General features: G+C 46.6%; 21 protein-coding genes. 8 read left to right on the top strand and 13 right to left on the bottom strand.

Features of this window, described 5'->3' with window-relative positions; genetic code table 11:
* Positions 1 to 28 precede the first annotated feature (28 nt).
* On the top strand, positions 29 to 784 hold the full coding sequence (locus B8880_RS00800; protein WP_084255359.1) for a glycosyltransferase family 25 protein: 756 nt from the start codon (positions 29 to 31) through the stop codon (positions 782 to 784).
* A gap of 12 nt (positions 785 to 796) precedes the next feature.
* On the opposite strand, the gene B8880_RS00795 is transcribed toward B8880_RS00800, so the two are convergent.
* From B8880_RS00795 to mobA, 11 genes are all read right to left on the bottom strand, one after another.
* Positions 797 to 2,098, bottom strand: coding sequence for an O-antigen ligase family protein (locus B8880_RS00795; RefSeq protein ID WP_084255358.1), 1,302 nt, complete (start codon positions 2,096 to 2,098; stop codon positions 797 to 799).
* 13 nt (positions 2,099 to 2,111) lie between these two features.
* Positions 2,112 to 2,906, bottom strand: coding sequence for a glycosyltransferase (locus B8880_RS00790; protein ID WP_084255356.1), 795 nt, complete (start codon positions 2,904 to 2,906; stop codon positions 2,112 to 2,114).
* 154 nt (positions 2,907 to 3,060) lie between these two features.
* Positions 3,061 to 4,647 carry an asparagine synthase B gene (asnB, locus tag B8880_RS00785; RefSeq protein ID WP_084255354.1) on the bottom strand — a complete coding sequence of 529 codons (1,587 nt, stop codon included), beginning with the start codon at positions 4,645 to 4,647 and terminating at the stop codon, positions 3,061 to 3,063.
* 265 nt (positions 4,648 to 4,912) lie between these two features.
* Positions 4,913 to 5,908 (bottom strand): peptide ABC transporter ATP-binding protein, encoded by a 996-nt coding sequence (locus tag B8880_RS00780; protein WP_084255352.1) that lies wholly within the window; start codon positions 5,906 to 5,908, stop codon positions 4,913 to 4,915.
* The gene (gene dppD / locus B8880_RS00775; RefSeq protein ID WP_084255350.1) at positions 5,901 to 6,920 is read right to left on the bottom strand and encodes a dipeptide ABC transporter ATP-binding protein; all 1,020 of its coding nucleotides are present in this window, start codon (positions 6,918 to 6,920) and stop codon (positions 5,901 to 5,903) included. Before dppD ends, B8880_RS00780 begins: the two co-directional genes overlap by 8 nt.
* Positions 6,921 to 6,930: 10 nt before the next feature.
* On the bottom strand, positions 6,931 to 7,830 hold the full coding sequence (dppC, locus tag B8880_RS00770) for a dipeptide ABC transporter permease DppC (protein ID WP_084255348.1): 900 nt from the start codon (positions 7,828 to 7,830) through the stop codon (positions 6,931 to 6,933).
* A 29-nt stretch (positions 7,831 to 7,859) separates the two neighbouring features.
* The gene (locus B8880_RS00765; RefSeq protein ID WP_084255346.1) at positions 7,860 to 8,870 is read right to left on the bottom strand and encodes an ABC transporter permease subunit; all 1,011 of its coding nucleotides are present in this window, start codon (positions 8,868 to 8,870) and stop codon (positions 7,860 to 7,862) included.
* Between the two features lie 97 nt (positions 8,871 to 8,967).
* Positions 8,968 to 10,563 (bottom strand): ABC transporter substrate-binding protein, encoded by a 1,596-nt coding sequence (locus tag B8880_RS00760; RefSeq protein ID WP_084255344.1) that lies wholly within the window; start codon positions 10,561 to 10,563, stop codon positions 8,968 to 8,970.
* Positions 10,564 to 10,816: 253 nt separating this feature from the next.
* Complete coding sequence (locus B8880_RS00755; RefSeq protein ID WP_084255342.1) at positions 10,817 to 12,415, bottom strand: ABC transporter substrate-binding protein; 1,599 nt, start codon at positions 12,413 to 12,415, stop codon at positions 10,817 to 10,819.
* Positions 12,416 to 12,526: 111 nt separating this feature from the next.
* Positions 12,527 to 13,915, bottom strand: a complete 1,389-nt coding sequence (locus B8880_RS00750; protein ID WP_115306427.1) for a DHA2 family efflux MFS transporter permease subunit — start codon at positions 13,913 to 13,915, stop codon at positions 12,527 to 12,529.
* Positions 13,902 to 15,065: a molybdenum cofactor guanylyltransferase MobA gene (gene mobA, locus B8880_RS00745; protein WP_084255338.1), complete on the bottom strand. Its 1,164-nt coding sequence runs from the start codon at positions 15,063 to 15,065 to the stop codon at positions 13,902 to 13,904. The genes B8880_RS00750 and mobA overlap by 14 nt, the downstream gene beginning before the upstream one ends.
* An 87-nt stretch (positions 15,066 to 15,152) precedes the next feature.
* Here mobA and B8880_RS00740 point away from each other — a divergent pair, with 87 nt between their 5' ends.
* The 7 genes from B8880_RS00740 (at position 15,153) to B8880_RS00710 (ending at position 19,314) form a co-directional block, all read left to right on the top strand.
* Complete coding sequence (locus B8880_RS00740) at positions 15,153 to 15,419, top strand: YihD family protein (protein ID WP_084255336.1); 267 nt, start codon at positions 15,153 to 15,155, stop codon at positions 15,417 to 15,419.
* Positions 15,420 to 15,454: 35 nt separating this feature from the next.
* On the top strand, positions 15,455 to 16,081 hold the full coding sequence (gene dsbA, locus B8880_RS00735) for a thiol:disulfide interchange protein DsbA (protein ID WP_084255334.1): 627 nt from the start codon (positions 15,455 to 15,457) through the stop codon (positions 16,079 to 16,081).
* A 131-nt stretch (positions 16,082 to 16,212) separates the two neighbouring features.
* The gene (locus B8880_RS00730; protein ID WP_084255332.1) at positions 16,213 to 16,548 is read left to right on the top strand and encodes a hypothetical protein; all 336 of its coding nucleotides are present in this window, start codon (positions 16,213 to 16,215) and stop codon (positions 16,546 to 16,548) included.
* The gene (locus tag B8880_RS00725; RefSeq protein WP_084255330.1) at positions 16,542 to 16,856 is read left to right on the top strand and encodes a hypothetical protein; all 315 of its coding nucleotides are present in this window, start codon (positions 16,542 to 16,544) and stop codon (positions 16,854 to 16,856) included. The genes B8880_RS00730 and B8880_RS00725 overlap by 7 nt, the downstream gene beginning before the upstream one ends.
* 119 nt (positions 16,857 to 16,975) lie before the next feature.
* Entirely contained in the window at positions 16,976 to 17,308 is a 333-nt protein-coding gene (locus B8880_RS00720) for a MaoP family protein (protein ID WP_084255328.1), read from the top strand.
* A gap of 144 nt (positions 17,309 to 17,452) precedes the next feature.
* Positions 17,453 to 18,553: a tRNA (uridine(54)-C5)-methyltransferase TrmA gene (gene trmA, locus B8880_RS00715; protein WP_084255326.1), complete on the top strand. Its 1,101-nt coding sequence runs from the start codon at positions 17,453 to 17,455 to the stop codon at positions 18,551 to 18,553.
* Positions 18,553 to 19,314, top strand: coding sequence for a class I SAM-dependent methyltransferase (locus B8880_RS00710; protein ID WP_084255324.1), 762 nt, complete (start codon positions 18,553 to 18,555; stop codon positions 19,312 to 19,314). The genes trmA and B8880_RS00710 overlap by 1 nt, the downstream gene beginning before the upstream one ends.
* A 94-nt stretch (positions 19,315 to 19,408) precedes the next feature.
* Here B8880_RS00710 and B8880_RS00705 read toward each other — a convergent pair whose 3' ends face one another.
* Both B8880_RS00705 and B8880_RS00700 read right to left on the bottom strand, forming a co-directional pair.
* Entirely contained in the window at positions 19,409 to 20,155 is a 747-nt protein-coding gene (locus B8880_RS00705; protein WP_084255322.1) for an OmpA family protein, read from the bottom strand.
* A gap of 57 nt (positions 20,156 to 20,212) precedes the next feature.
* The coding region (locus B8880_RS00700) for a YadA family autotransporter adhesin (protein ID WP_208610868.1) at positions 20,213 to 22,104 on the bottom strand (1,892 nt) is incomplete at its 5' end.

Below are 22,104 nucleotides of genomic sequence, written 5' to 3'. Positions count from 1 at the left end.
AGATACCGATTTGTTTTCAGGAAAAAATATGTACCCCAAAATTTATATTGTGAATTTAGAAACATCTGTAGATAGACGGAAACATATGGATCAACAATTTAAAAAATTAGCTGAGCGGTTTCCTGAATTAAAATTAGATGTAGCCTATTTTCCTGCAGTACACGGCACAAAAAATCCGGATCATCCATTATTTAAAAAATATAATGCTGAAAAACATTTTTTACGCAAAGGGCGTAATTTATCGCTCTCTGAATTAGGTTGTTTTGCCAGTCACTATCAACTTTGGCAACAATGCTTAACAGACAATAAACCCATCATTGTATTAGAAGATGATGCTAATTTGCTGGATAATTTCGCTGATTTTATGCGAGAAGCGGAACAATTGGCTGAGAAATATCAGTTCCTATGGTTACATAAAAATCCTCGCTCGGATAAATATGCCAATATAGCTAAAACTCAGAATTTTATTATCGCAAAATATTTCCGCGAATACATCTGTACAACCGGGTATTTAATCACCCCTCAAACCGCACAACGGCTTATTGATTATTTTGCAGAAGTGATTTATCCGGTTGATGACCAAATGGCTAGATTCTATGAAAATAAAATCGAAAATATCGGATTAGTCCCTCCTTGTATTTCCGATGCGGGGTTAGAATCAATCATTACACAAGAAGGTAGAAAACGCGCTTCACTAGCACCTTTAGCTAAGATAAGACGGGAATATTATTCTACAAAAGATAATATTCAGCGTTTTCTGCATAATCTAAAATATAGACTATAATGGAAAGTAGGTCTAATGGCTTAATTTTTGTTTTAAGCACATACTGTATAGACAACCTAAAATAACCGTTTGAATCAATTCACCTGACTTAAACATAAAGAACGACTCAAATACATTGATAGTAAAATAATACAATATAAAAATTACCATAGCATAAACAGCATAGCTCTTATATTTAGACTTCAGTGTAAAAGCTTCTGTTAAGATTATAATAAAAATTCCCCAAACCACACCTAATCCTAATAAACCATACGATACCAAAATCTCGATATGACCATTATGTAAATGTTTGAATTCATCTTTTATCTCTTGTGATAAATAGGGGGATTCTTGAATAATAAACTCTCTGGCGTCTCTATCTCCTAATCCTAATAAAGGATATTTTTTAACCCAGTCAATGGCCGAATACCAAAACTTAATACGATTCCCAATACTAGAACCGGCAATCTCGCCAGGTGTTTTGTCTAAAATACTGACTATCACTTCGCGTTCTTCAAATACCCGAGAATGAATTTGCGGTAATCTTATTACACTATAGGTTACCGATATGAAACCGACTAAAATAATCAAAATTTTTAAAAAAGACTTTTTATTAAAAGAAATATTGTTAGCCAATAGAAAAACCATTGTCATCAGCAATACGATAAACAATGCTAACCATGCCGCACGAGAAAGCGTCATATAGACTAATAGCAGATTAATTATTAATATAATGATCAAAAAAAGAAGATAGCTATATCGATACCCTGGTGCTAAATAATTTTTCACTTGTTTAAAAAACGTATAGAGCATAAAACCAGCAGCTAACACCGCAGCACCGGCTAATGCTGCCGTATGATTAGCATCCGTAATACCAAAATCTACTCTTTGCCCACTTAATCCCAAGAGAAACTCATCTATCGGGGCGCTAGAATGTAAGAAGCAAGCTAAAATAACCCCTAAACAATATGCACTCAGCGTTGAAAATATATAATACGGATTTCCTCTTATCCAGTAAGCCAATATAAAAAAATAAAATAAATTGGCTAATGGCTTGAATGGAGAATAAATCGGAGTATAGGGGGTAAAGTACAACCCGTGCAGCCATGATACGATTTGAGTGATTAAAGCTAATGCAAACAACCAAAGAATCTTATTTTTGATTAAAATTCTCCAGTTTATGATAAAACTAAAAAGAGTACCCAAGAATAATAAGGTTAAAAAAACATCGCCAACACTGCGGTTTGCTATTTTAAATAGTGCATATCCCAATACAGATAAGAACATGGCATATTCAAATATCTTATTTTTTAAAATTTCGTTTAAAAATACCATACATAATCATCCTCTATAAAGAATCATACTCCGGACAATATAAAGAAAAATATTGCCCGACAAATGAATCAGGATTAAATGGTTTATTTTTATCGATATTTCCTCGACGTAGCATTTCATTCCATAAATGTACGACATAGGTATTCTTATATAATTTTTCACCTGTTAAGGTTTCATCAAATAGTGAATTAAAATTTCCACAATCTACAGGATAAAAATAGGTAAAATCTTTTAAACTACAATTTGCTTGCTGTCCCATATAATTAACCGCACGAGTTAATGCTGGCGGGCCGGAAGTTTCTCCCCAACCAATTTGCTTAGTATTATTAAATAATTTTTTCAAGATTTTTTTACGCTTTATTCGCCTTGTATCATAGGGTTTAATCTTATTAGGATTTAAAGCGCAATCTAGCATTTCTAATACTATAGGATGCTGAGGTGGAAATTTTAAAAAAGCACTATTAATCATATCATGTGATTGTTTACCAATAACAGAATCTTCCTCAAATTCAAAAGGGCGAATACACAGCATATCCGTATCACAATAATATCCCCCCTTTAAAGCTAATAATGTCCAACGAAAAAAATCCGCAAAAAGCGCATAAGAACCTTTATATAAAAAAATCTGCTCTTTAGGAATAATCTCATTAGCATCAAAGGATAAAACATCTTTAGGTAATCGATCAATCTGACTGTAGGTATATAAATGAACAGGATGCCCATTAGCAATAAATGACCGCATACACAGATATTCTAAACGGCTTATCGAATCGCCAACCCATACCATTTGAATCGGATCTTTATTCATTTTTATTTTTCCTTAGCTGATCTAGTGACAAAATAATATCATATAATGAACAATCTGAATATTCTCTTATTCTATAAAACAAAACCGCACTTTACTCCCCTTCCCTAAAACGGAGAGTAAAGTGCGGTTGCTGTTAATGCCTGAGAATAAAAAACTACTTCCCGCTATCCCCATAGTTACCCAATACACGGGCGCTTGGGTCGTTGACGTTGCAACCTTCCCACTCTTTGTTCGGCATCCAGAAGTCGTTGATCCAGCCGGCGTTGCCGGGGTAAAATTTTTCAAAAATATCACGGTATAACAACGATTCTTTGGTGAACGGCGTGCCGTGCGGATATTTGCTTTTTGCTGCCGCCACATCGTCGTCGCTGTATTTTTCTTCGGCGTAAGCTTTCAGATAATCGACCATCGAATGACCTACCGCATCGCTGAAAGCCGCTTTTTCACGCATTAAAATGCTGTCAGGCAGATAATCCAACCCTTCGAATGCGTGGCGCAGCAAATATTTGCCTTTGCCGTACACATTCATTTTCTTTTCCGGGTTGATACTCATGGCATAATCGACAAAATCCAAATCGCCGAACGGTACGCGGGCTTCAAGCGAGTTCGCCGCCAAACAGCGATCGGCACGCAGCACGTCGTACATATACAGTTCGCGAATCCGTTTTTGCGCTTCTTGTTGGAACGCTTCCGCCGTCGGTGCGAAATCGGTATATTTGTAACCGAAAATTTCATCGCTCACTTCACCGGTCAGCAGCACTTTCAGATTGGTGTTTTCGCGGATATATTTGCACACCAAATACATGCCGATACTGGCGCGAACGGTAGTAATATCCCAGGTTTCCAAGTGCCAAATCACTTTTTCCAACGAATCCAGCACATCGTCTTTAGTCATAATCACTTCGGTATGATCCGTACCTAAAAAATCCGCCACTTCTTTGGCATATTTCAAATCGATCGGATCGGTTTCCATGCCGACGGCAAAGGTTTTAATCGGCTTATTCAAGTTCTTTTGCGCAATTGCACACACTAACGAAGAATCCAAGCCACCGCTTAACAAAAAGCCCAACGGAGCATCAGCATGCAGTCGTTTGATCACCGCACTTTCCAATTTTTCACGCAGATTTTTGGCAATAGTCGGAATATCGTGGTCATAAATCCTTTGCGGATCGGCAATATCATTGTATTGGGTGAATTTACCGTCTTTATAATAGTATCCCGGTGGGAAAGGCTGCACCTCACGGCAAAATTCAACCAACGCTTTGGCTTCAGAGGCAAAAGCAATGCTGCCGCTGTGTTTCTCATAGCCGTAAAACATCGGACGAATGCCAATCGGATCGCGCGCCGCCATCACCTGATCGGTTGTTTGATCAAACAGCACCAACGCAAATTCAGCGTCCAACATTTTAACCATTGTTTCAAAACCGACACGTTCGTACAGCGGAATCAGCACTTCGCAGTCGCTATCAGACTGAAATTCAAATTGATCTTTGAGCAATTCCCTCAAGGCTGCAAAGTTATACACTTCACCGTTGCAGATCAGCTCAAAACCGTTATATTTAAACGGTTGGTTGCCGTTGTTGGAGAGATCCATGATCGACAAACGGTGAAATCCCCACAAACCGCTGTCCTCACGGGTTAAACTTTGGTTATCCGGGCCACGGTGAAAAATTTGATCATAACCGCGCTTAAAATCTGCCTGCGACATCTGCTGTTCGGAGGCGAATACAAATCCACACATAATTATTACTCCGTTTTAAAACGTATTTTTCTGTTTATAAATTGCCGATAATCATACAGCTGCATTTAGATCATTTTCAATATTTATGACACAATACAACAATAAAATTTATATAAATATTATTTTTATTAAATTATTTTCAAAAAATGCGCCACATTTTTATTTTAAAACTAAAAAACCGCACTTTCCTAACAGCCGTTCGGCTGAAAAAAGAAAAGTGCGGTCAGATTAATGTGTTTGCTGACGAGCAGCTTTCAGTGACGGATTATTCCACCACAAAGCAGGCTATTTTGCTGCCGTCCGGATATTGGCGCAATGCCGGTTTTGACTCAAAACAGCGTGGCTCTGCCAAACGGCAACGTCCGCTGAAAGCACAGCCTTGCGGCGGATTGAGCGGGCTTGGCAATTCGCCGCTCAGTTTAATCCGCTCACGGCGTTTTTCCGGCGACAAGCGCGGGGTCGCCGACAGCAAGGCTTGGGTGTAAGGGTGGCGCGGATTACTGAAAATCTGCTCGGTCGTACCCTGCTCGACACAGCGCCCCAAATACATCACAATCACTTCATCAGCGATATGCTCCACCACCGACAGATCATGCGAAATGAAGATATAGGACAAGCCCAACTCATTTTGCAGATCCATCATCAAATTCAGCACCTGCGCCCGCACCGATACGTCGAGCGCCGACACCGGTTCGTCGGCGACCACAATATCCGGATTCAGCACCAAACCGCGCGCAATCGCAATCCGCTGGCGTTGTCCGCCGGAAAACATATGCGGATAACGATCGTAAAACTCAGCGCGCAAGCCGACCTGCTCCATGATTTTCAGCACTTTTTCTTTGCGTTCCGCCGCCGTTAAATCGGTATTAATCAGCAGCGGCTCTTCCAAAATCGTGCCGACTTTTTTGCGCGGATTTAACGAGGCATACGGATTTTGAAACACAATCTGAATTTTCTGCCGACGCAGTTTTTGCGTTGCGCTGTCATTCACCAGAAAGTTTTGTCCGTTGTAATACAGCTCGCCGTCAGTCGGCTGTTCGATCATCGTCAGTAAGCGGGCAAGGGTCGATTTGCCACAGCCCGATTCGCCGACTACCGCCAGCGTTTGACCACGCCGCAAATCAAAGGAAACGCCGTCCAGCGCTTTCACTTCACGGGTCTTGGAAAACAGTCCTTTTTTCACCGGATAATATTTTTTGAGATCGATGCCTTGCAACAGCACATTTTCTGCAGCGGCAGCTACTTTTTGCTTATCAGACATGAACCGGCTCTCCTTGGGCATTTAACGGCGTATGGCATTTCACCTGACGATCGGCTAATTGGTACAACTGCGGTTCAACCGCACGACATTCATCGGTTGCATAAGGGCAACGCGGATTGAGCAGGCAGCCTGTCGGGCGGTCATATTTGCCCGGCACAACACCCGACAACGAGTGCAGACGGGATTTGCCGACCGCAAACTCCGGCAGCGAACGCAATAACGCTTGGGTATAAGGGTGTTTCGGCGTTGAAAAAATATCCGCCGCCTTGCCTTCTTCGACCACTTGTCCGGCATACATCACCAAAATCCGCTCGGCGGCTTCCGCTACCAGCGCCAGATCATGGGTGATCAAGATTAGCGCCATATTCTGCTTTTTCTGTAATTCCAGCAGTAAATCAATGATTTGTGATTGAATAGTCACATCAAGTGCGGTTGTCGGTTCATCGGCAATCAGCAGTTTCGGGCGGCAGGCAATCGCCATCGCAATCATCACCCGCTGGCTCATGCCGCCCGACAATTGGTGCGGATAAACCGACAGCCGCGACTCCGGATCCGGAATCCCCACTTGCGTCAACAATTCGATGGTGCGCTGGCGGCGGCTCTGTCGACTGCCACCCTCGTGCACTTTTAACGCTTCCATAATTTGAAAACCGACGGTATAAGCCGGATTCAAACTGGTCATCGGATCTTGGAAGATCATCGCCACTTCCGAACCGACCAATTCTTGCTTTTTATCTTCCGAAATCGCCAGCAGATCATGACCGTCAAAATTCAGGCTGTCGGCATGCACCCGTCCCGGAAAATCAATCAGCCCCATAATCGCCAGCGAACTGACCGATTTGCCGGAGCCGGACTCGCCGACTATCCCCAGCACTTCGCCCTGTTTGATTTGGTAGCTGACCCGATCCACCGCTTTAAACGGCGTTTTTTCATCGCCGAAATGGACGGAAAGCTGATTGACTTGCAGTAAGGATTGCTGCAACTCGGCATCTAAGGTTTTATCTAGTGTCATTGCGTGTTCCTTACTGTTTCAACTTAGGATCAAGGGCATCACGCAAACCGTCACCCATTAAATTAAATGCCAGCACGGTCAATAAAATCGCCAATCCCGGAAAAGTCACCACCCACCAAGCTCGCTGCACGAACTGTAGGGCTTCGGCGAGCATTGCTCCCCATTCCGGCGTCGGCGGCTGTGCGCCGATCCCCAAGAAACCCAACGCCGCCATGTCCAAAATCGCATTGGAAAAACCCAACGTGGTTTGCACGATTAACGGTGCCAAACAGTTGGGCAAAATGGTGATTAACATTAAGCGAATCGGTCCGGCACCGGCCACACGGGAGGCGGTGACGTAATCACGGTTTAATTCGTTCAGCACCGAAGCACGGGTTAGACGGACATAGCTCGGCAGCGACACCAACGCAATCGCAAACGACGCGTTCAACAGTGATGGTCCTAAAATCGCCACAATCGCAATTGCCAACAGCAAGCTCGGCAACGCCAGCATAATGTCGATAATCCGCATGATAAAAATATCAATCCAGCCGCCGAAGTAACCGGCAATCAGACCTAAAACCACGCCGAAAATAAAAGACAGGCTCACCACCAACAAACCGATAAACAGCGACAAACGTGCGCCGTAAATCAAACGTGACAAAATATCACGCCCCACATCGTCAGTGCCGAGAATATAGTTCCAACTGCCGCCTTCCAACCATGCCGGCGGCATCAATAACGCATCACGCGCCTGCGCAATCGGATCATACGGCGCGACCACATCCGCCAGCAGGCTGACGGCAAAAATAAAAATAATATAACTTAATCCGACTACAGCCCCTTTGCTGTGGCTGAAATGCGACCAAAATTCGGCAATCGGCCCTTTTGGTGCGGGTGCAGTCGCTTGAATTTGCACAGTATCTGACATAATTTCCTCTATTCAGTCGTGTTGCAGCACTATTTACGATGACGAATACGAGGATTCAAAATCCCGTAAAGCAGATCAACAAACAGATTCACCAAAATAATAATGGTGGCGATAATCAACACCGCCCCTTGCACCACAGGATAATCGCGCGCACGAATCGCTTCGATCACCCATTTGCCGATGCCCGGCCAAGCAAAAATGGTTTCGGTTAAAATCGCACCGGACAACATCTGCCCGACAATCAAGCCGACCACCGTCACCACCGGAATCAAGGCGTTACGCAACGCATGCACCACAATCACCCGCATTTTCGACAAGCCTTTGGCGCGGGCGGTACGGATATAATCTTCGCCCAACACTTCCAGCATGGAAGAGCGGGTCATACGCGAAATCACCGCCAACGGAATCGTCCCCAACACAATCGACGGCAAAATCAAATGCGACACCGCCGATTTAAATGCGCCGGGCTCATCGGAGAGCCAACTGTCAATCAGCATGAAACCGGTAATATCATCAATCCAGAATTGTGCGCCGATCCGCCCCGAAACAGGGGTAAGATCCAGTTGCACCGACATCACCAACATCAGCAGCAAGCCCCACCAGAAAATCGGCATCGAATAGCCGGTCAACGACACCGCCATTACGCTGTGATCAAAAAACGAACCGCGCTTCACCGCCGCCAGAATCCCAATCGGAATTCCTAAAATCACGGCGAACAAAATCGCCATCGTGGTTAATTCGATGGTCGCCGGAAACAGGTTTAAAAATTCTTCGACAACCGGTTGGCTGTTTTTAAAAGAGATCCCCAGATCGCCTTTCGCCAAATCGGTAAGATAATTGAAATACTGTTGATAAAGCGGCAAGTCCAGCCCCATTTGTTTCAACATTTGGGCGTGCATTTCCGGACTTAAACCACGTTCGCCCATGCGGATCTCAATCGGATCGCCCGGAATAAAGTGGATTAACGCAAAAGTCAGCAAGGTGATGCCGATAAAGGTCGGAATCACCATCAGAATGCGTTTTAAGATAAATTGAAACATGATAATTTCTCGAAATTTGTCATAATCCCACTGTCAATGACAACAGAAGAGAAGAAAAACCGCACTTTTACCACAAAAGTGCGGTCGAATACAAATATTATTCTAATTCTAACGCATAAAAGTTATGCAAACCGAACGGATCGATCACATAGTTTTTCACTTCCTTACGGATCGGCAGATAGGTTGTCGAGTGGGCAATGGTGATCCACGGCGCCTGCTCTTTAAAGATCACTTGCGCTTGTTTATACAACTCGCTGCGTTTCTCTTGATCCGTGATCAACAGCGCTTCTTTGATTAAATCATCAAACGGTTTGTAGCACCATTTCGCATAGTTGGAACCCTGCTCGGCAGCGGCACAGCTCAACAACGTACCCAAGAAGTTATCCGGATCGCCGTTATCACCGGTCCAGCCCATCATACCGGTCGGATCGTCGCCTTTCTTCATACGTTGCAGATATTCGCCCCACTCGTAGCTGACGATTTTCGCTTTCACACCCACCGCAGCCCAGTCAGCCTGCACTAACTCCGCCATGCGGCGCGCATTCGGGTTATACGGACGGGAAACCGGCATTGCCCACAATTCGGTTTCAAATCCGTCTGCAAAACCCGCTTCTTTCAGTAATTCCTTGGCTTTAGCCGGATCATAAGCGTAATCGACCACTTGGTCATTATAGCCCCACATGGTCGGCGGCATCGGGTTTTTGGCTTTTTCCGCCGCCCCCAAATAAACCGCGTCGATAATCGCATCTTTGTTCACCGCATAACTTAGTGCCTGACGCACTTTTTGATTTTCAAACGGCGCTTTTTGCACGTTAAAATGCACATAACCGACGTTCAAACCGGCTTCTTCCATTAAATTGATCGCCGGATCTTTCTTCATCAATTCCAAATCCGCCGGATTCGGATAAGGCATCACATGGCATTCGCCTTTTTGCAGTTTGGCGTAACGCACCGACGCGTCAGGGGTGATGGCAAAGACCAGACGGTCGATTTTCGAGCGTCCTTTCCAATAATCGTCGAACGCTTTATAGCGAATGGTGGCGTCTTTTTGGTAGTTGACCAATTCAAACGGGCCGGTGCCGATCGGATCTTGGTCGATTTTTTCAGGCGTACCTGCCTTCAACATATTCTCAGCATATTCTGCGGACAGAATACCGGCAAAGTCCATAGCAATGTTAGCTAAAAATGGTGCATTCGGTTGTTTTAAGTGAATTTTTACCGTGTAGTCGTCCACTTTTTCCAACTTGTCGATAATATTCGGCATATCCATACCGACAAAATATTCATAGCCCAAATTTGACACTTTATGATACGGATTATCCGGATTCATCTGGCGATCAAACGAGAAAATCACATCATCGGCATTGAAATCACGGCTGGGTTTAAAATTTTTATTCGACTGGAACTTCACCCCTTGTCGCAAAGCGAACGTATAGGTTTTACCGTCTTCGCTCACTTCCCATTTTTCCGCCAATGACGGCTGAACGGTGGTTTTACCGCGCTCGAATTCGACCAAACGGTTATACATCGCCTGACCACTGGCATCAATCGATGCGCCATCAGTGACCAGTTGCGGGTTAAAGGAGGTTGGGGAGGCCTCCGAACAATAGACTAGGGTTTTGGTTTCGGCTGCCGCCGATAAAGAGACTGATAAGGCAATCGCCGTGAGCGATAAGGTGGTCAATCGTTTCATTCCTACACTCCGTTTTTCAAAGGACAGTTAAAAAAGCTGTTCGTTTTTATTTACACCACCAAAATGGTGATGGCTTTATAGTTAATATCACCAATTCCACTATTTCACAAGACACACAAGCTGACTTTTTATAGAAATTTGAACATTTATCAATTTTTAATGTATTTTATTTAAAAACGCTAAAAAAAAGAGTGGCAGGATTTCCTGCCACTTATGTGATATCACTTTCATCGGTTGTTAGCGAAAGTGCGGTTTAATCCGCCAGTTTCACGCCGTAAAATGCACTGTAGCCAAACGGACTTTGTTTGTAGTCGCGCACACGCAGGCTCAACGGTGTAACGGTGATCGAGTGTGCCACCGGAATCCAAGGCGCTTGCTCTTTAGCAATCACTTGCGCCTGTTCATACAATGCAATGCGTTGCGATTTATCCGACAAACTCGACGCTTTTTTCAGCAAATCATTAAATTCGGTGTTACACCAGCGGGCATAGTTGCTGTGGCCGACACTATCGCAACCGAGCAACGGCGTTAAGAAATTGTCCGGATCGCCGTTGTCACCCGACCAACCGTAGATTCCGGCGGTCAACAAACCTTCACGGGTGCGTTTGATGTAATCGCCCCATTCATAGCTGACCAACTCCGCTTTCACGCCGATTTTCGCCCAGTCGCTTTGCAGAATTTCGGCTAAGCGGCGCGGATTCGGGTTAGAGTTACGCACCACCGGCTGCACCCATAACTGCGTTTCGAAACCGTTCGGATAACCGGCTTCCGCCAACAACTGTTTGGCTTTTTCCAAGTCGTACGGATAGTCTTTCACTTCCGTGTTATAGCCCCAAATGGTCGGTGGCAACGGATTCACCGCCGGCACGCCTGCGCCTTGGTACACCACCTTGATAATGGTGTCTTTATCTGCCGCCATATTGAGCGCCTGCCGCACTTTGACATTGTCGAACGGTGCTTTTTCGGTGTTAAACGCAATATATCCGACATTTAACCCCTCTTGCGACATCAACTGGATTTTCGGATCGCTATGCATTTTTTCCAAATCGGCGCTGTTCGGAAAATCCATCATATCGCAAGCGCCGGTTTGCAGTTTGGCATAACGCGCGGTTGCGTCCGGTGTAATGCTGAAAATCAGGCGTTTAATCGGCGCTTCGCCTTTCCAATAATCTTTATTCGCCAAGAAACGTACCGCTTGATCGAGCTGATAACCGGCGAACACAAACGGACCGGTACCGATCGGCATGGTGTCAATAGTTTCCGGTTTGCCGGCTGCTAACATTTTATCGGCGTACTCTTGCGAATAGATCGAAATGAAATCCATACCTAAACTGGACAAAAACGGCGAATCCGGATAATTCAGGGTGATTTTCACGGTGTAATCGTCCACTTTTTCCACCGCTTTCAATAATTTGCCGAAATTCATCGAGTTAAAATACGGATAAGTGCCGTTAGACACAGTGTGATAAGGGTGGTTCGGATCTAACTGGCGCAGGAAAGAGAAAACCACATCGTCGGCATTGAAATCGCGGCTTGGGGTAAATTGTTTATTTGAGTGGAATTTCACCCCTTTACGCAGATGAAAAGTGTATTCCAAACCGTCTTCGCTGATATCCCAGCTCTCTGCCAAGCCCGGTTCGAGATTGGTTGTGCCGCGTTCAAATTCGACCAAACGGTTATAAACCTGTTGCGAACTGGCATTATACGAAATTCCGTCCATCACCAACGCCGGACTGAAGCCGCTCGGCGCACGGCTGGTGCAGTTGATGAAAGTATCTTTGTCTGCGGCTTGAGCAACCGTGCTCAGCCCGACTAAAAGTGCGGTAAGGGAAAGTTTGCTGCGTAATTTCATGGAACCCCCGAAATCGTTAATCAATCACAAAGTATCGCTAAAGATACCGTTCCGTTGCCTATTTCAAAAGATCAAAATCATCTTGATTATAACCAAATCGTCTAACAATGCCTATTCCTGATTGCGACTCATATTTTCGCCATCGTGGGGCTGCAATTTCAACAACAGCGCAATTTGTACGATGCCGATGGCGGCTACCGAGAAAAAGGTGTAGCTGAAGGCTTGTGCCACCGCACTTTTGTCCAGCAATGACAGATAAATATTTAATACCACTGCGGCAAAGGCGATGCCAAGCCCCAAGCCCATTTGTTGGGTTACGCTCAACAAGGTACTGCCCTCGCTGTTGTTTTCTTGCGAAAATTCGCTGATGGTTAAGGTGTTGGTGGCGGTAAACAGCGTTGACATCGCTGCGCCGTACAATGCCAACGGCGCAAGCAGCCCCCAAATCCCCCAACTTTTGTCCATCAAACCGAAAATAATCAGACTGACGCACAATAACAGACTCGCCGCCATCAACACCGTTTTATACCCGAAACGGATCAATAGCGGCCGCAAAAACGGCTTACACAAAATCGAACTGACGGCTATCGGCGCCAACAACCAACCGGCGATATCCGCCGGATACCCATACGCCACCTGCAACATCAACGGCAACAAAAACGGCGCGCCCGAACCGCACAAACGCAGCACCAGATTGACTTGAGTACCGATGTTAAACGTGCGGTATCGAAACAGTGAAAAGCCGATCAGCGGATTTTCAACTTTGCGTGCATAATAAAAATAGAGCAAAAACAGTAGCAAACCGAGTAACAACACCATCACCGCCGCCGACAAACTAAAAGTGCGGTTGCCGATCATATCCATGCCGAGGGTGATACCAAGCAGCGAGCCGCCGAACAACACGAATCCGAGCCAATCGAAACGGCGTACCACGGCGGTCAGGTTCGGCATAAAATAGCCGCAGAGGAAAAAGCCGAGCACGCCAATCGGGATATTAATCAGAAAGATCCAGTGCCACGAGGCGTAAGTCACCAACCAACCGCCCAGAATCGGACCGACAATCGGGCCGATCAGCCCTGCCATCACCATCATGTTCAAGGCGGAAATAATTTCATGGCGCGGCACACTTTTGATAATCGCCAACCGTGCGGTCGGCATCATCAATGCGCCGCCTGCCCCTTGCACAATCCGCGCCAAAATCAAGGTGTCCAGACTGATCGCCAGCGAGCAAAAAACCGAACCGAGACTAAACAGCACAATCGCCGTGCGGAAAATACGCAGCGTGCCGAAGCGATCCGCCAGCCAGCCGCTCAACGGAATCAGCAGGGCGACCGTCAGTGCATAACTGATCACCGCCAACTGCATTTCCAGCGGCGCTTCGTGCAAATCCGCCGCAATCGCCGGCAGCGCAGTATTTAAAATCGTTGCGTCCAGCGTTTGCATAAAAAGTGCGGTCGAAGCCACCCACGCCAAACCTTGATAGCTTTTACCCATTGCCAACCGCCTCCCCGTTTTGATCCTGCCCACGCTGTTGCCGCCACCACTGATGGATAAATTCCGCAATTTGTTCCACCGCATTTAAATCCAAACGGCTGACAGTTTGCGCTGCCGGTAAAGGATAATCCGTCGCCAGCGCCAGCACCCATTCGTCCGCTTGCGGCAACGGCTTAGTCATCGCTTGGCGGTGCAATAAAATTTTCGGTAGCGGCTCTTGTTTAAAACCTTCGACCAGAATTAAGTCGCTTAACGCCGGATCCAGCTGACGTGCCAAATAATCCAGCGAAACCGCACTTTGGTTTTCTGCCGAACGGTTTTCACGCTGCGGCGTTTCCGTCATGATTGCCCAACGCTGATCGCACGCCACCGCCACTTGCGATGCGCCGGCTTGGGTCATGCGCCAGCTGTCTTTGCCCGGCTTATCAGTGGTGAGATCATGGTGGGTGTGTTTAATCACCGCCACCCGCAGCCCTTTTTGCTGCAAGTGCGGTAACAGTTTCTCCAACAGCGTGGTTTTCCCGCTGCCGCTGTAACCGCTGATGCCCAACATCGGAATGCCGCTGTTCGGCTGTTCACGATTCAGTTCGTCCAATTGCGCCACATAATTGACATTCGCGAATGCCTGCGGCTGATCGCTGAAATCCACCACCGCATAACGCTGTCGGCGCATAAAATCGCGCACTTTGCGCCCGCCCTGTTGCAAATAGGCCCGTAGATCGGCAGCCAATGATTTATGCAGCAGCGCAAACGTCGGGTGTTCGCGTTCGCCGTCACTGGCGTAAGCAAGTGTTAAATCTTGCGCCGACACCGCACTTAGCAGGCGTTCTGCCAGATCCAACGGCAAAAACGGCGAATCGCACGGCACGAACAGCACCCAGTCGTGCGCACTGTGTTTCAGTCCGCTCAACATGCCGCTCAGCGGCCCGAGAAAACCGTCCAGTTCGTCAATAAATACCGGCAAACCGCACTTGGCATAGTGTTGTTGATGGCGGTTGGCATTGATCAGAAGTTGCTCGACCTGCGGCTGCAAGCGTACTTTGGCGTGCATAAATAACGGTTGTCGGCGGAATAATTGTAAACCTTTGTCCGCCCCTTGCATTCGCCGCGACAAACCGCCGCATAAAATCACTGCACTGACTGGTTGTTTTTTCATCGACTCTCTCTTTTGCAATTCTGCCGTTCGGTGCTATCATCGCACAAATCAAAACATAAACAAAGGGTAACAAAGACGGGATAAACTATGAAATGTCATCGCCTTAACGAAGTATTGGATCTGATCCAACCACACTGGTCACAAGAACCGGATCTCAGTTTAATCGAATTTTTGCAAAAAATCGCGGTCGAAGCAGGGTTCGATAAACCGCTCGGCGAATTGAGTGACGAGGTGATTATCTATCACCTCAAAATGCGCGGAACCGACAAACACGAGCCGATTCCGGGCATTAAAAAAGATTATGAAGATGATTTCAAAACCGCACTTTTAAAAGCACGCGGCATCATCAAATAAATTCACCAACGATATTGACTTTTATAAGGATATTTATGAAAAAGCTCTTTTTAATTTTAACCGCATTGTTCAGCGTTAACATGGCGCAAGCCGCCGATTTCGTGCCGCAGGAAGGCAAACAATTCGTCACGGTGGCGCAGCCTGCCAGCGCCGACAAAGAGGTGATCGAATTCTTTTCGTTCTACTGCCCGCACTGTGCCAATTTCCAGTTAGAATACAAAATTCCGCAAACCATTCAGGAAAAAATGCCGCAAGGCACTACTTTCGTGAAATATCACGTCAACTTTTTGGGACGTGCTTCCGAAGACTTAACCCGTGCCTGGGCGTTTGCCATGGCAACCAACAACACCGAGTTAGTGGAAGACGCTCTGTTTGAAGCCGCCCAAAACAACCGTATCAATTCGATGGCGGATATCCGTAAAATCTTTATCGACAAAGGCATTGACAGCGAACTGTTCGACAGCGGCATCAACAGCTTTGCCGTCAACGGCTTGGTCAACAAGCAAATCAAAGCGCTGGAAGACTACCAAGTGCGCGGCGTGCCGGCTTTCTTCGTCAACGGCAACAAACAGGTTGACATGGGCGGCTTCAGCGACTCCAGCAGCGTGCAACAATTTGTCGATAACTACACGGCAACGGTGTTGTATTTGTTAAATCAGTAATTCGATTGGCTATCACAGCGCCGGTTAAAACCATTTAACCGGCGTTTTTTTATCTATTTTTTACCGATTGAAACCCTCGGTTAAATGCTATAGCATACATAAATATACTTTTATACTTAGAGGGTTCGATTATGCCGTTACAAACCGTAAAAACGACACTGGATTTCCCAATCGATCTGAAAAAATCGGTTAAAACCCGCCTTGCGGTAACCGGTCAAACTATGCGCGAATATATCATTGCATTAATCGAAAAAGATCTGGCAAATGCCGCTCAGCAAGATTGGTTCAATGAATTACCCGACTATGCCAAAGCCCATTTTGTCAAAACAGATGCGGAAATCCGCAACAACACCTTTCAGATTGAGCCTGAAGCCGATCCTGAAAAAATGGCAGCCCTAGGCAACGATCTTTGGCAAGGGAAAATTCAATCTGCTGATGAACTGAGAAAGAGATTAGCTGAATGCTAGTATTCAAAAATCCCTTTCTCGCCTTTCTTTTTCATCAGGTGTTAAGCTCCAGCACACAGGCTGAAATCCGCACCCGAATTAAAGAGCAAAATTACTTCTGCTCGCGCGTGGTCAATGCTAATTTAGTTAAAATCACTAAAAAACAGCAAATCAGTTGCTATTTTTCTTTTGTCCATAACAAACCGGTGATTACCGCTTTTCAATTTGGTCGTTCAGCCTTGCTGTATGACGACACTCAAATGGAAACAATCTTATCCGCAATTGAATATCTGCTAAAACATGGGTTATCACGAGATGATTTTTTCTAACCCTTTCTCCAGTCCAAAATACACATGAATTTTAGCGATATTACAAAAAAATATTGACATATTTTTATGAATTGATTTAATGCACACCGAATTATCTTTTGTATTATAGAGGAACCATTATGGCCGAAAGTTTTAGCGTCACCCGTCGTTTTTTCGATGACAAAAATTATCCGCGCGGTTTTTCCCGTCACGGGGATTACACCATTCGTGAATCCGATACCTTGGAAAAATACGGACAAGCGTTTATCGAGCTGGATTTAGGCAACCGTGCACCGGTAACGGCGGAAGAAAAACAATTTGTCGCGGTTTGCCGCAAAGAGCGTGAAGCGGAAACCTTTTTTGAAAAAACCTGGTGCAAATACCGTGCGCGTATTTCCAGTGTAAAACGGGTTTACACCTTGTCCGGTCTTGCCGGCAGCGATACCGTCGACGACTATAGCAACAACGATTAATCCGTTCACCATCTTAACGGATACCTTAACGATCTGGCGCATGCCTTATGCGCCGCTCTTATTATCCATACCGCACTTTTATTCTGTTCAAGCCTAAAAAATGCTACACTAGCCGCATTCTGACTTTTAACCTAAATAGATCCTATGCCACAGCAAGCGTTACCGATTTCCCAATATTCACAACTGTTAAGCGACAAACAGCAAAAATTGAGCGCCCTGCTCGCCCCGTTCGGCACGCCGCCAATCGAGGTCTTTGCCTCCGAGCCGCAGCATTACCGTATGCGAGCCGAATTTCGGATTTGGCACGATCACAACGAGATTTATCACATTATGTTCGATCCGCAAACCCGTCAGCGTTATCGGGTCGATCAATTTCCGGTGACAAGCCGCTTAATCAACCGAATGATGCAGGCGATTTTGCCGTTATTGCAACCAGAACCTTTGCTGGCGCATAAACTGTTTCAGCTTGATTATCTCAGCACCACCAGCGGAAAAATCATCGTCAGCCTACTGTATCACAAAAAACTGGACGAGGCATGGCTGCAAAAAGCCGAAGCGCTGCGCCGACAATTGCAGCAGCAAGGCTTTGATCTACAGTTGATCGGACGTGCCAGCAAACAAAAAATGGTGTTGGAACAAGACTATATCGATGAAGTACTGACCATCAACGGGCGCGATTATACCTACCGCCAAGTGGAAAACAGCTTCACTCAGCCGAACGCTGGGATTAACGTGAAGATGATTGAATGGGCGCTTTCCTGCACGCAAGGCAGTCAAGGCGATTTGCTGGAGCTTTATTGCGGCAACGGCAACTTTTCCGTGGCGTTGGCGCAAAATTTCCGTAACGTGCTGGCAACCGAGATCGCTAAACCGTCAGTGGCGGCGGCGCAGTTCAATATTGCCGAAAACCGTATCGACAACCTGCAAATTATCCGTATGTCAGCGGAAGAATTTACCCAAGCGATCAACGGCGTACGCACGTTTAACCGCTTGCGGGGCATTGATCTCAATGCCTATCAGTGCGAAACCATTTTAGTTGATCCGCCGCGCGCCGGACTAGACGAAGAAACCGTGAAAATGGTGCAGCAGTACCCGCGTATTTTATATATTTCCTGCAATCCGCACACCTTATGCGACAACCTGCAAATCCTATGCCAAAGCCACCGTATCGAACGGGCGGCGTTGTTTGACCAGTTCCCCTATACCGAACATATGGAAAGTGCGGTTTGGTTGGTAAAACGCTGATGACCGTTCAATTACTGTGCGAAGATCAAACCCAACAAGCGCAATTTGACCGCACTTGTGCCGAGTTACATTTACAGCATGACCCGAACGCAATTTTAGCGTTGGTGCAAACCGCCGAGCGCTTGGAATTGCGCAAACTGGACGAGCCGAAATTGGGTGCAATCACGGTGGATTTTGTCAGCGGCGCAATGGCACACAGGCGTAAATTCGGCGGTGGACGCGGTGAAGCGGTCGCCAAAGCCGTCGGCATAAAATCAGGCTATTTACCCAACGTGATTGACGCCACCGCCGGCTTAGGGCGTGATGCCTTTGTGCTGGCGGCAATCGGCTGCAAAGTGCGGTTAATCGAGCGCCATGCCGTGGTCTTTGCATTGCTGCAAGACGGCTTACGGCGCGGCTATCAGGATGTGGAAATCGGTGGCTGGCTGCAACAGAGAATGCGCTTACTGCCAATCAACAGTCTGACCGCACTTTCGCCTGCCGCAGATAGCGCCGATGTGGTTTATCTCGATCCGATGTATCCGCATAAACAAAAAAGCGCACTGGTGAAAAAAGAGATGCGCATTTTCCAACATTTGGTCGGTGCCGATTTGGATTCCGACCAACTCCTCGCCCCCGCCATGCAATTGGCACGCAAACGGGTGGTGGTCAAACGCCCCGACTACGCTCCGTTTTTAGCAGAACAAAAACCGCACTTTAGTCAGCAAACCAAAAACCACCGCTTTGATATCTATATGGGATTGGCTGAAAATCGAAATTAAGTTTAAAAAACAGATGGCGCAAGTTTACAACCAGCTAAATAAAAAACCGTATCAATTTTTCAATCAATACGGTTTTATCTTTCATGTAAGCTGCTTACTTCGCTGAAATCACCACGCGGCGGTTCGGTTTTAAGCAGTCGCGCAGGGCTTGCCCCTGTTCTGTTTCACAAGCGACTACCTGATCGGCTTTGCCTCGCCCGATTGCCGTAACCGCACTTGGGGCAAAGCCCTGCTGTACAAAGTAGGCTTTCACCACATCGGCGCGTTTTTGCGACAATGTTTGATTATAGCTGTCCGAGCCCAAACGGTCGGTATAACCTGCAATTTCAACCGCGCTCACCGCCTGCGATTTCAAGCCGCTGATAACGCCATCCAGTACGGATTTCCCTTTCGCACTCAAATTGTCCGCATCAAAATCAAACAGAAAATCACCGGATAGTTCGTACTGATTATTACAACCGGTCGGTTTCCAGAAAAACGACTGTGCGTTCATCTCTTTGTCGAACAGCACTTTGTATTGGCAAATTTTATGTTCGCCGTTTTCACGGTAGTTAAACACATAATCCCATTCACGCACGGCAAATAAGCCTTCCGCATGGTGCGGGCGACCGATTAAATAGTAAAGCTGATCTTTGTTCATGCCTTTTTCGATCATGCGCACGTTGTCCCAATTCGGCCAAATGCCATATTGCGAGCCGCTAAAGTTCACGCCGGCGTCTTCGATTTTCGGCCATACCGGTTCGTCGGTAGTGCCGTCTTTTTTAACTTCACTTAAATTTCCGCAAGCGGCTAATAAAAATGCCGCCGCCAACGGAAATGCTTTTTTTACTGTGTTTTTCATTTTTCCAATCCTTACAACAAATTATCTGTTGTAGGGGGAATTCCCCCTACAAATCCACTACCATTGGTAACCCACGCTGACAGAACCGCCGACATCACCTTGACTGGTTGACATTCCGCTCAACTTGACCCCGATTTTACCGTTGTCGGAAATACGCGATACCCCGATTGCCAACGCATTTTCGCCACGATATGTACCGGCACCGACCGCCACCATAGAATGACCCGGCAGATAGGCTTGATACAAGCCTGCGGTTGCCAAGGCACCGGCAATACCGGCTCTCGCTTTGCTGTCAACTTCGCTGATACGGTTATTCAAGGCATTACCCATGGATTTCACCTGACCTACCGTTGCCGCGTCATTATTTTCCACGCCGCCAGCCACATTGGTAATACGGTTGCCTCCATTGTTCAAGCCGTTTGCCGTTAATGAAACATCACCGTTTTCACCGCCTTTTACCACGATACCTTGTGAACTCATGGTGGTGTTACCGGTGGTTACACTGCTAAATTCCGGCGTATCGGTCATGCTGATCGTCAACGTATTGCCTTTCACCGCAGTGCTGATATTTTTACCGTCACCTTTCACATGAACCGTTGTACCCAATTGCGCATCATGACTACCGTCGTCTGCAGCAAAGGTGATCGGTTTCACGACTTCACGGTTAAAATAATTCAATGCGCCGCCAACACTATTGGTTGTCACCGTCGAACCATCTGTTTTAGTGATGGTATAAGTCGGTGCCGTCACATTACCGTTTGCATCCACGCTTGAATCGCCGCCGAGGGCATCCGCAACGGATTTAGCATTGTTGTATAACTGGCTACCGTTTACCGCATCACTGCTTGAGGCAGACACATCACCGTTTGCCAAGCCGGTAATTTTGTTGCTGCCGGAATCGGTGACCACGCTGCCAATGGTCGTTTTATCAAAAGCGACCTCTTTTGCCGTAGCAACTTTATATTCCACGCCGCCTTTGTCATTGGTTCCTGTTGTCACCACCACATTGTCTCCGGCAACCACTGAGCTGTGCGCACTTGCTTGCTGCTGAATTGCGTACAATTGGCTACCATTCACGGCATCAGTACTGTTCGCGGAAATGTCCCCTGCGGCTACGCCGGTAATTTTATTACCGCCAGCATTAATACCGCCGGTGGTGATGCTCACATCCCCTACAGTCAGCCCGTCTTTAGTCAGATTGACTTCATCACCAACAGTTACGCCATTGGTATTGACCTTGGTATCACCAGCCGTAACGCTGTTTACGTCCAGATCATTCGTCGTAGCCACAGTATAAATGGTATGACCGTCTGTTCCGGCTCTACTATTCACCTGAACATTTTTACCGGCTTCAACCTCTACTTTAGTGGCATTAACAGCCTTCTTAACATCACCGATATTCGCTGCATTGGTATCTACATCTCCACCACTCGCAACATTAGTAATTTGGTTACCACCGTTATTTAAGCCAGTCTCAGTCAAACTAACCGGCGCTTTGCCACTCCCTGCCGTTGGCGTAATGGTCACACCGCCGCCATTGACTACGGTTTGCGTACCGGCGGTATTGGTGAAGGTCGCACTGGTCAGATTGGTCAGTTCTTTCGCCAATTTTACAACCAGCTCCCCGCTTTCACTGTCTACACGCAGGTTCGCCGCACTGGCGTCAGAATCATTTGCCAATCCGCCTTTCACCGTTAATGTGTCGTTCAGTTTCTTGGCAATTACATCACCTTGGTTGCCGGCAAAGTTCAAACCGTCATTCAAGGTCGCCACTTCGTCATCACCCACGGTTAAGCGTGGTTGGGTTGTACCGTCTGCGCCATTCAAGCCCGGTTGACCGGCTTTCACGCCGATCGTTGCGCTCGCGCCGTCCTTGCCGTTCAAGCCGATTGTGCCGTCTGCACCGTTCAGGCTGATACCGTCTTTACCGTTCTCGCCTTTCACCGTCA

Source organism: Pasteurella testudinis DSM 23072 (genome assembly GCF_900176075.1).
Classification (GTDB): domain Bacteria; phylum Pseudomonadota; class Gammaproteobacteria; order Enterobacterales; family Pasteurellaceae; genus Chelonobacter; species Chelonobacter testudinis.
This window is presented reverse-complemented; position numbering and strand designations above follow the sequence as displayed.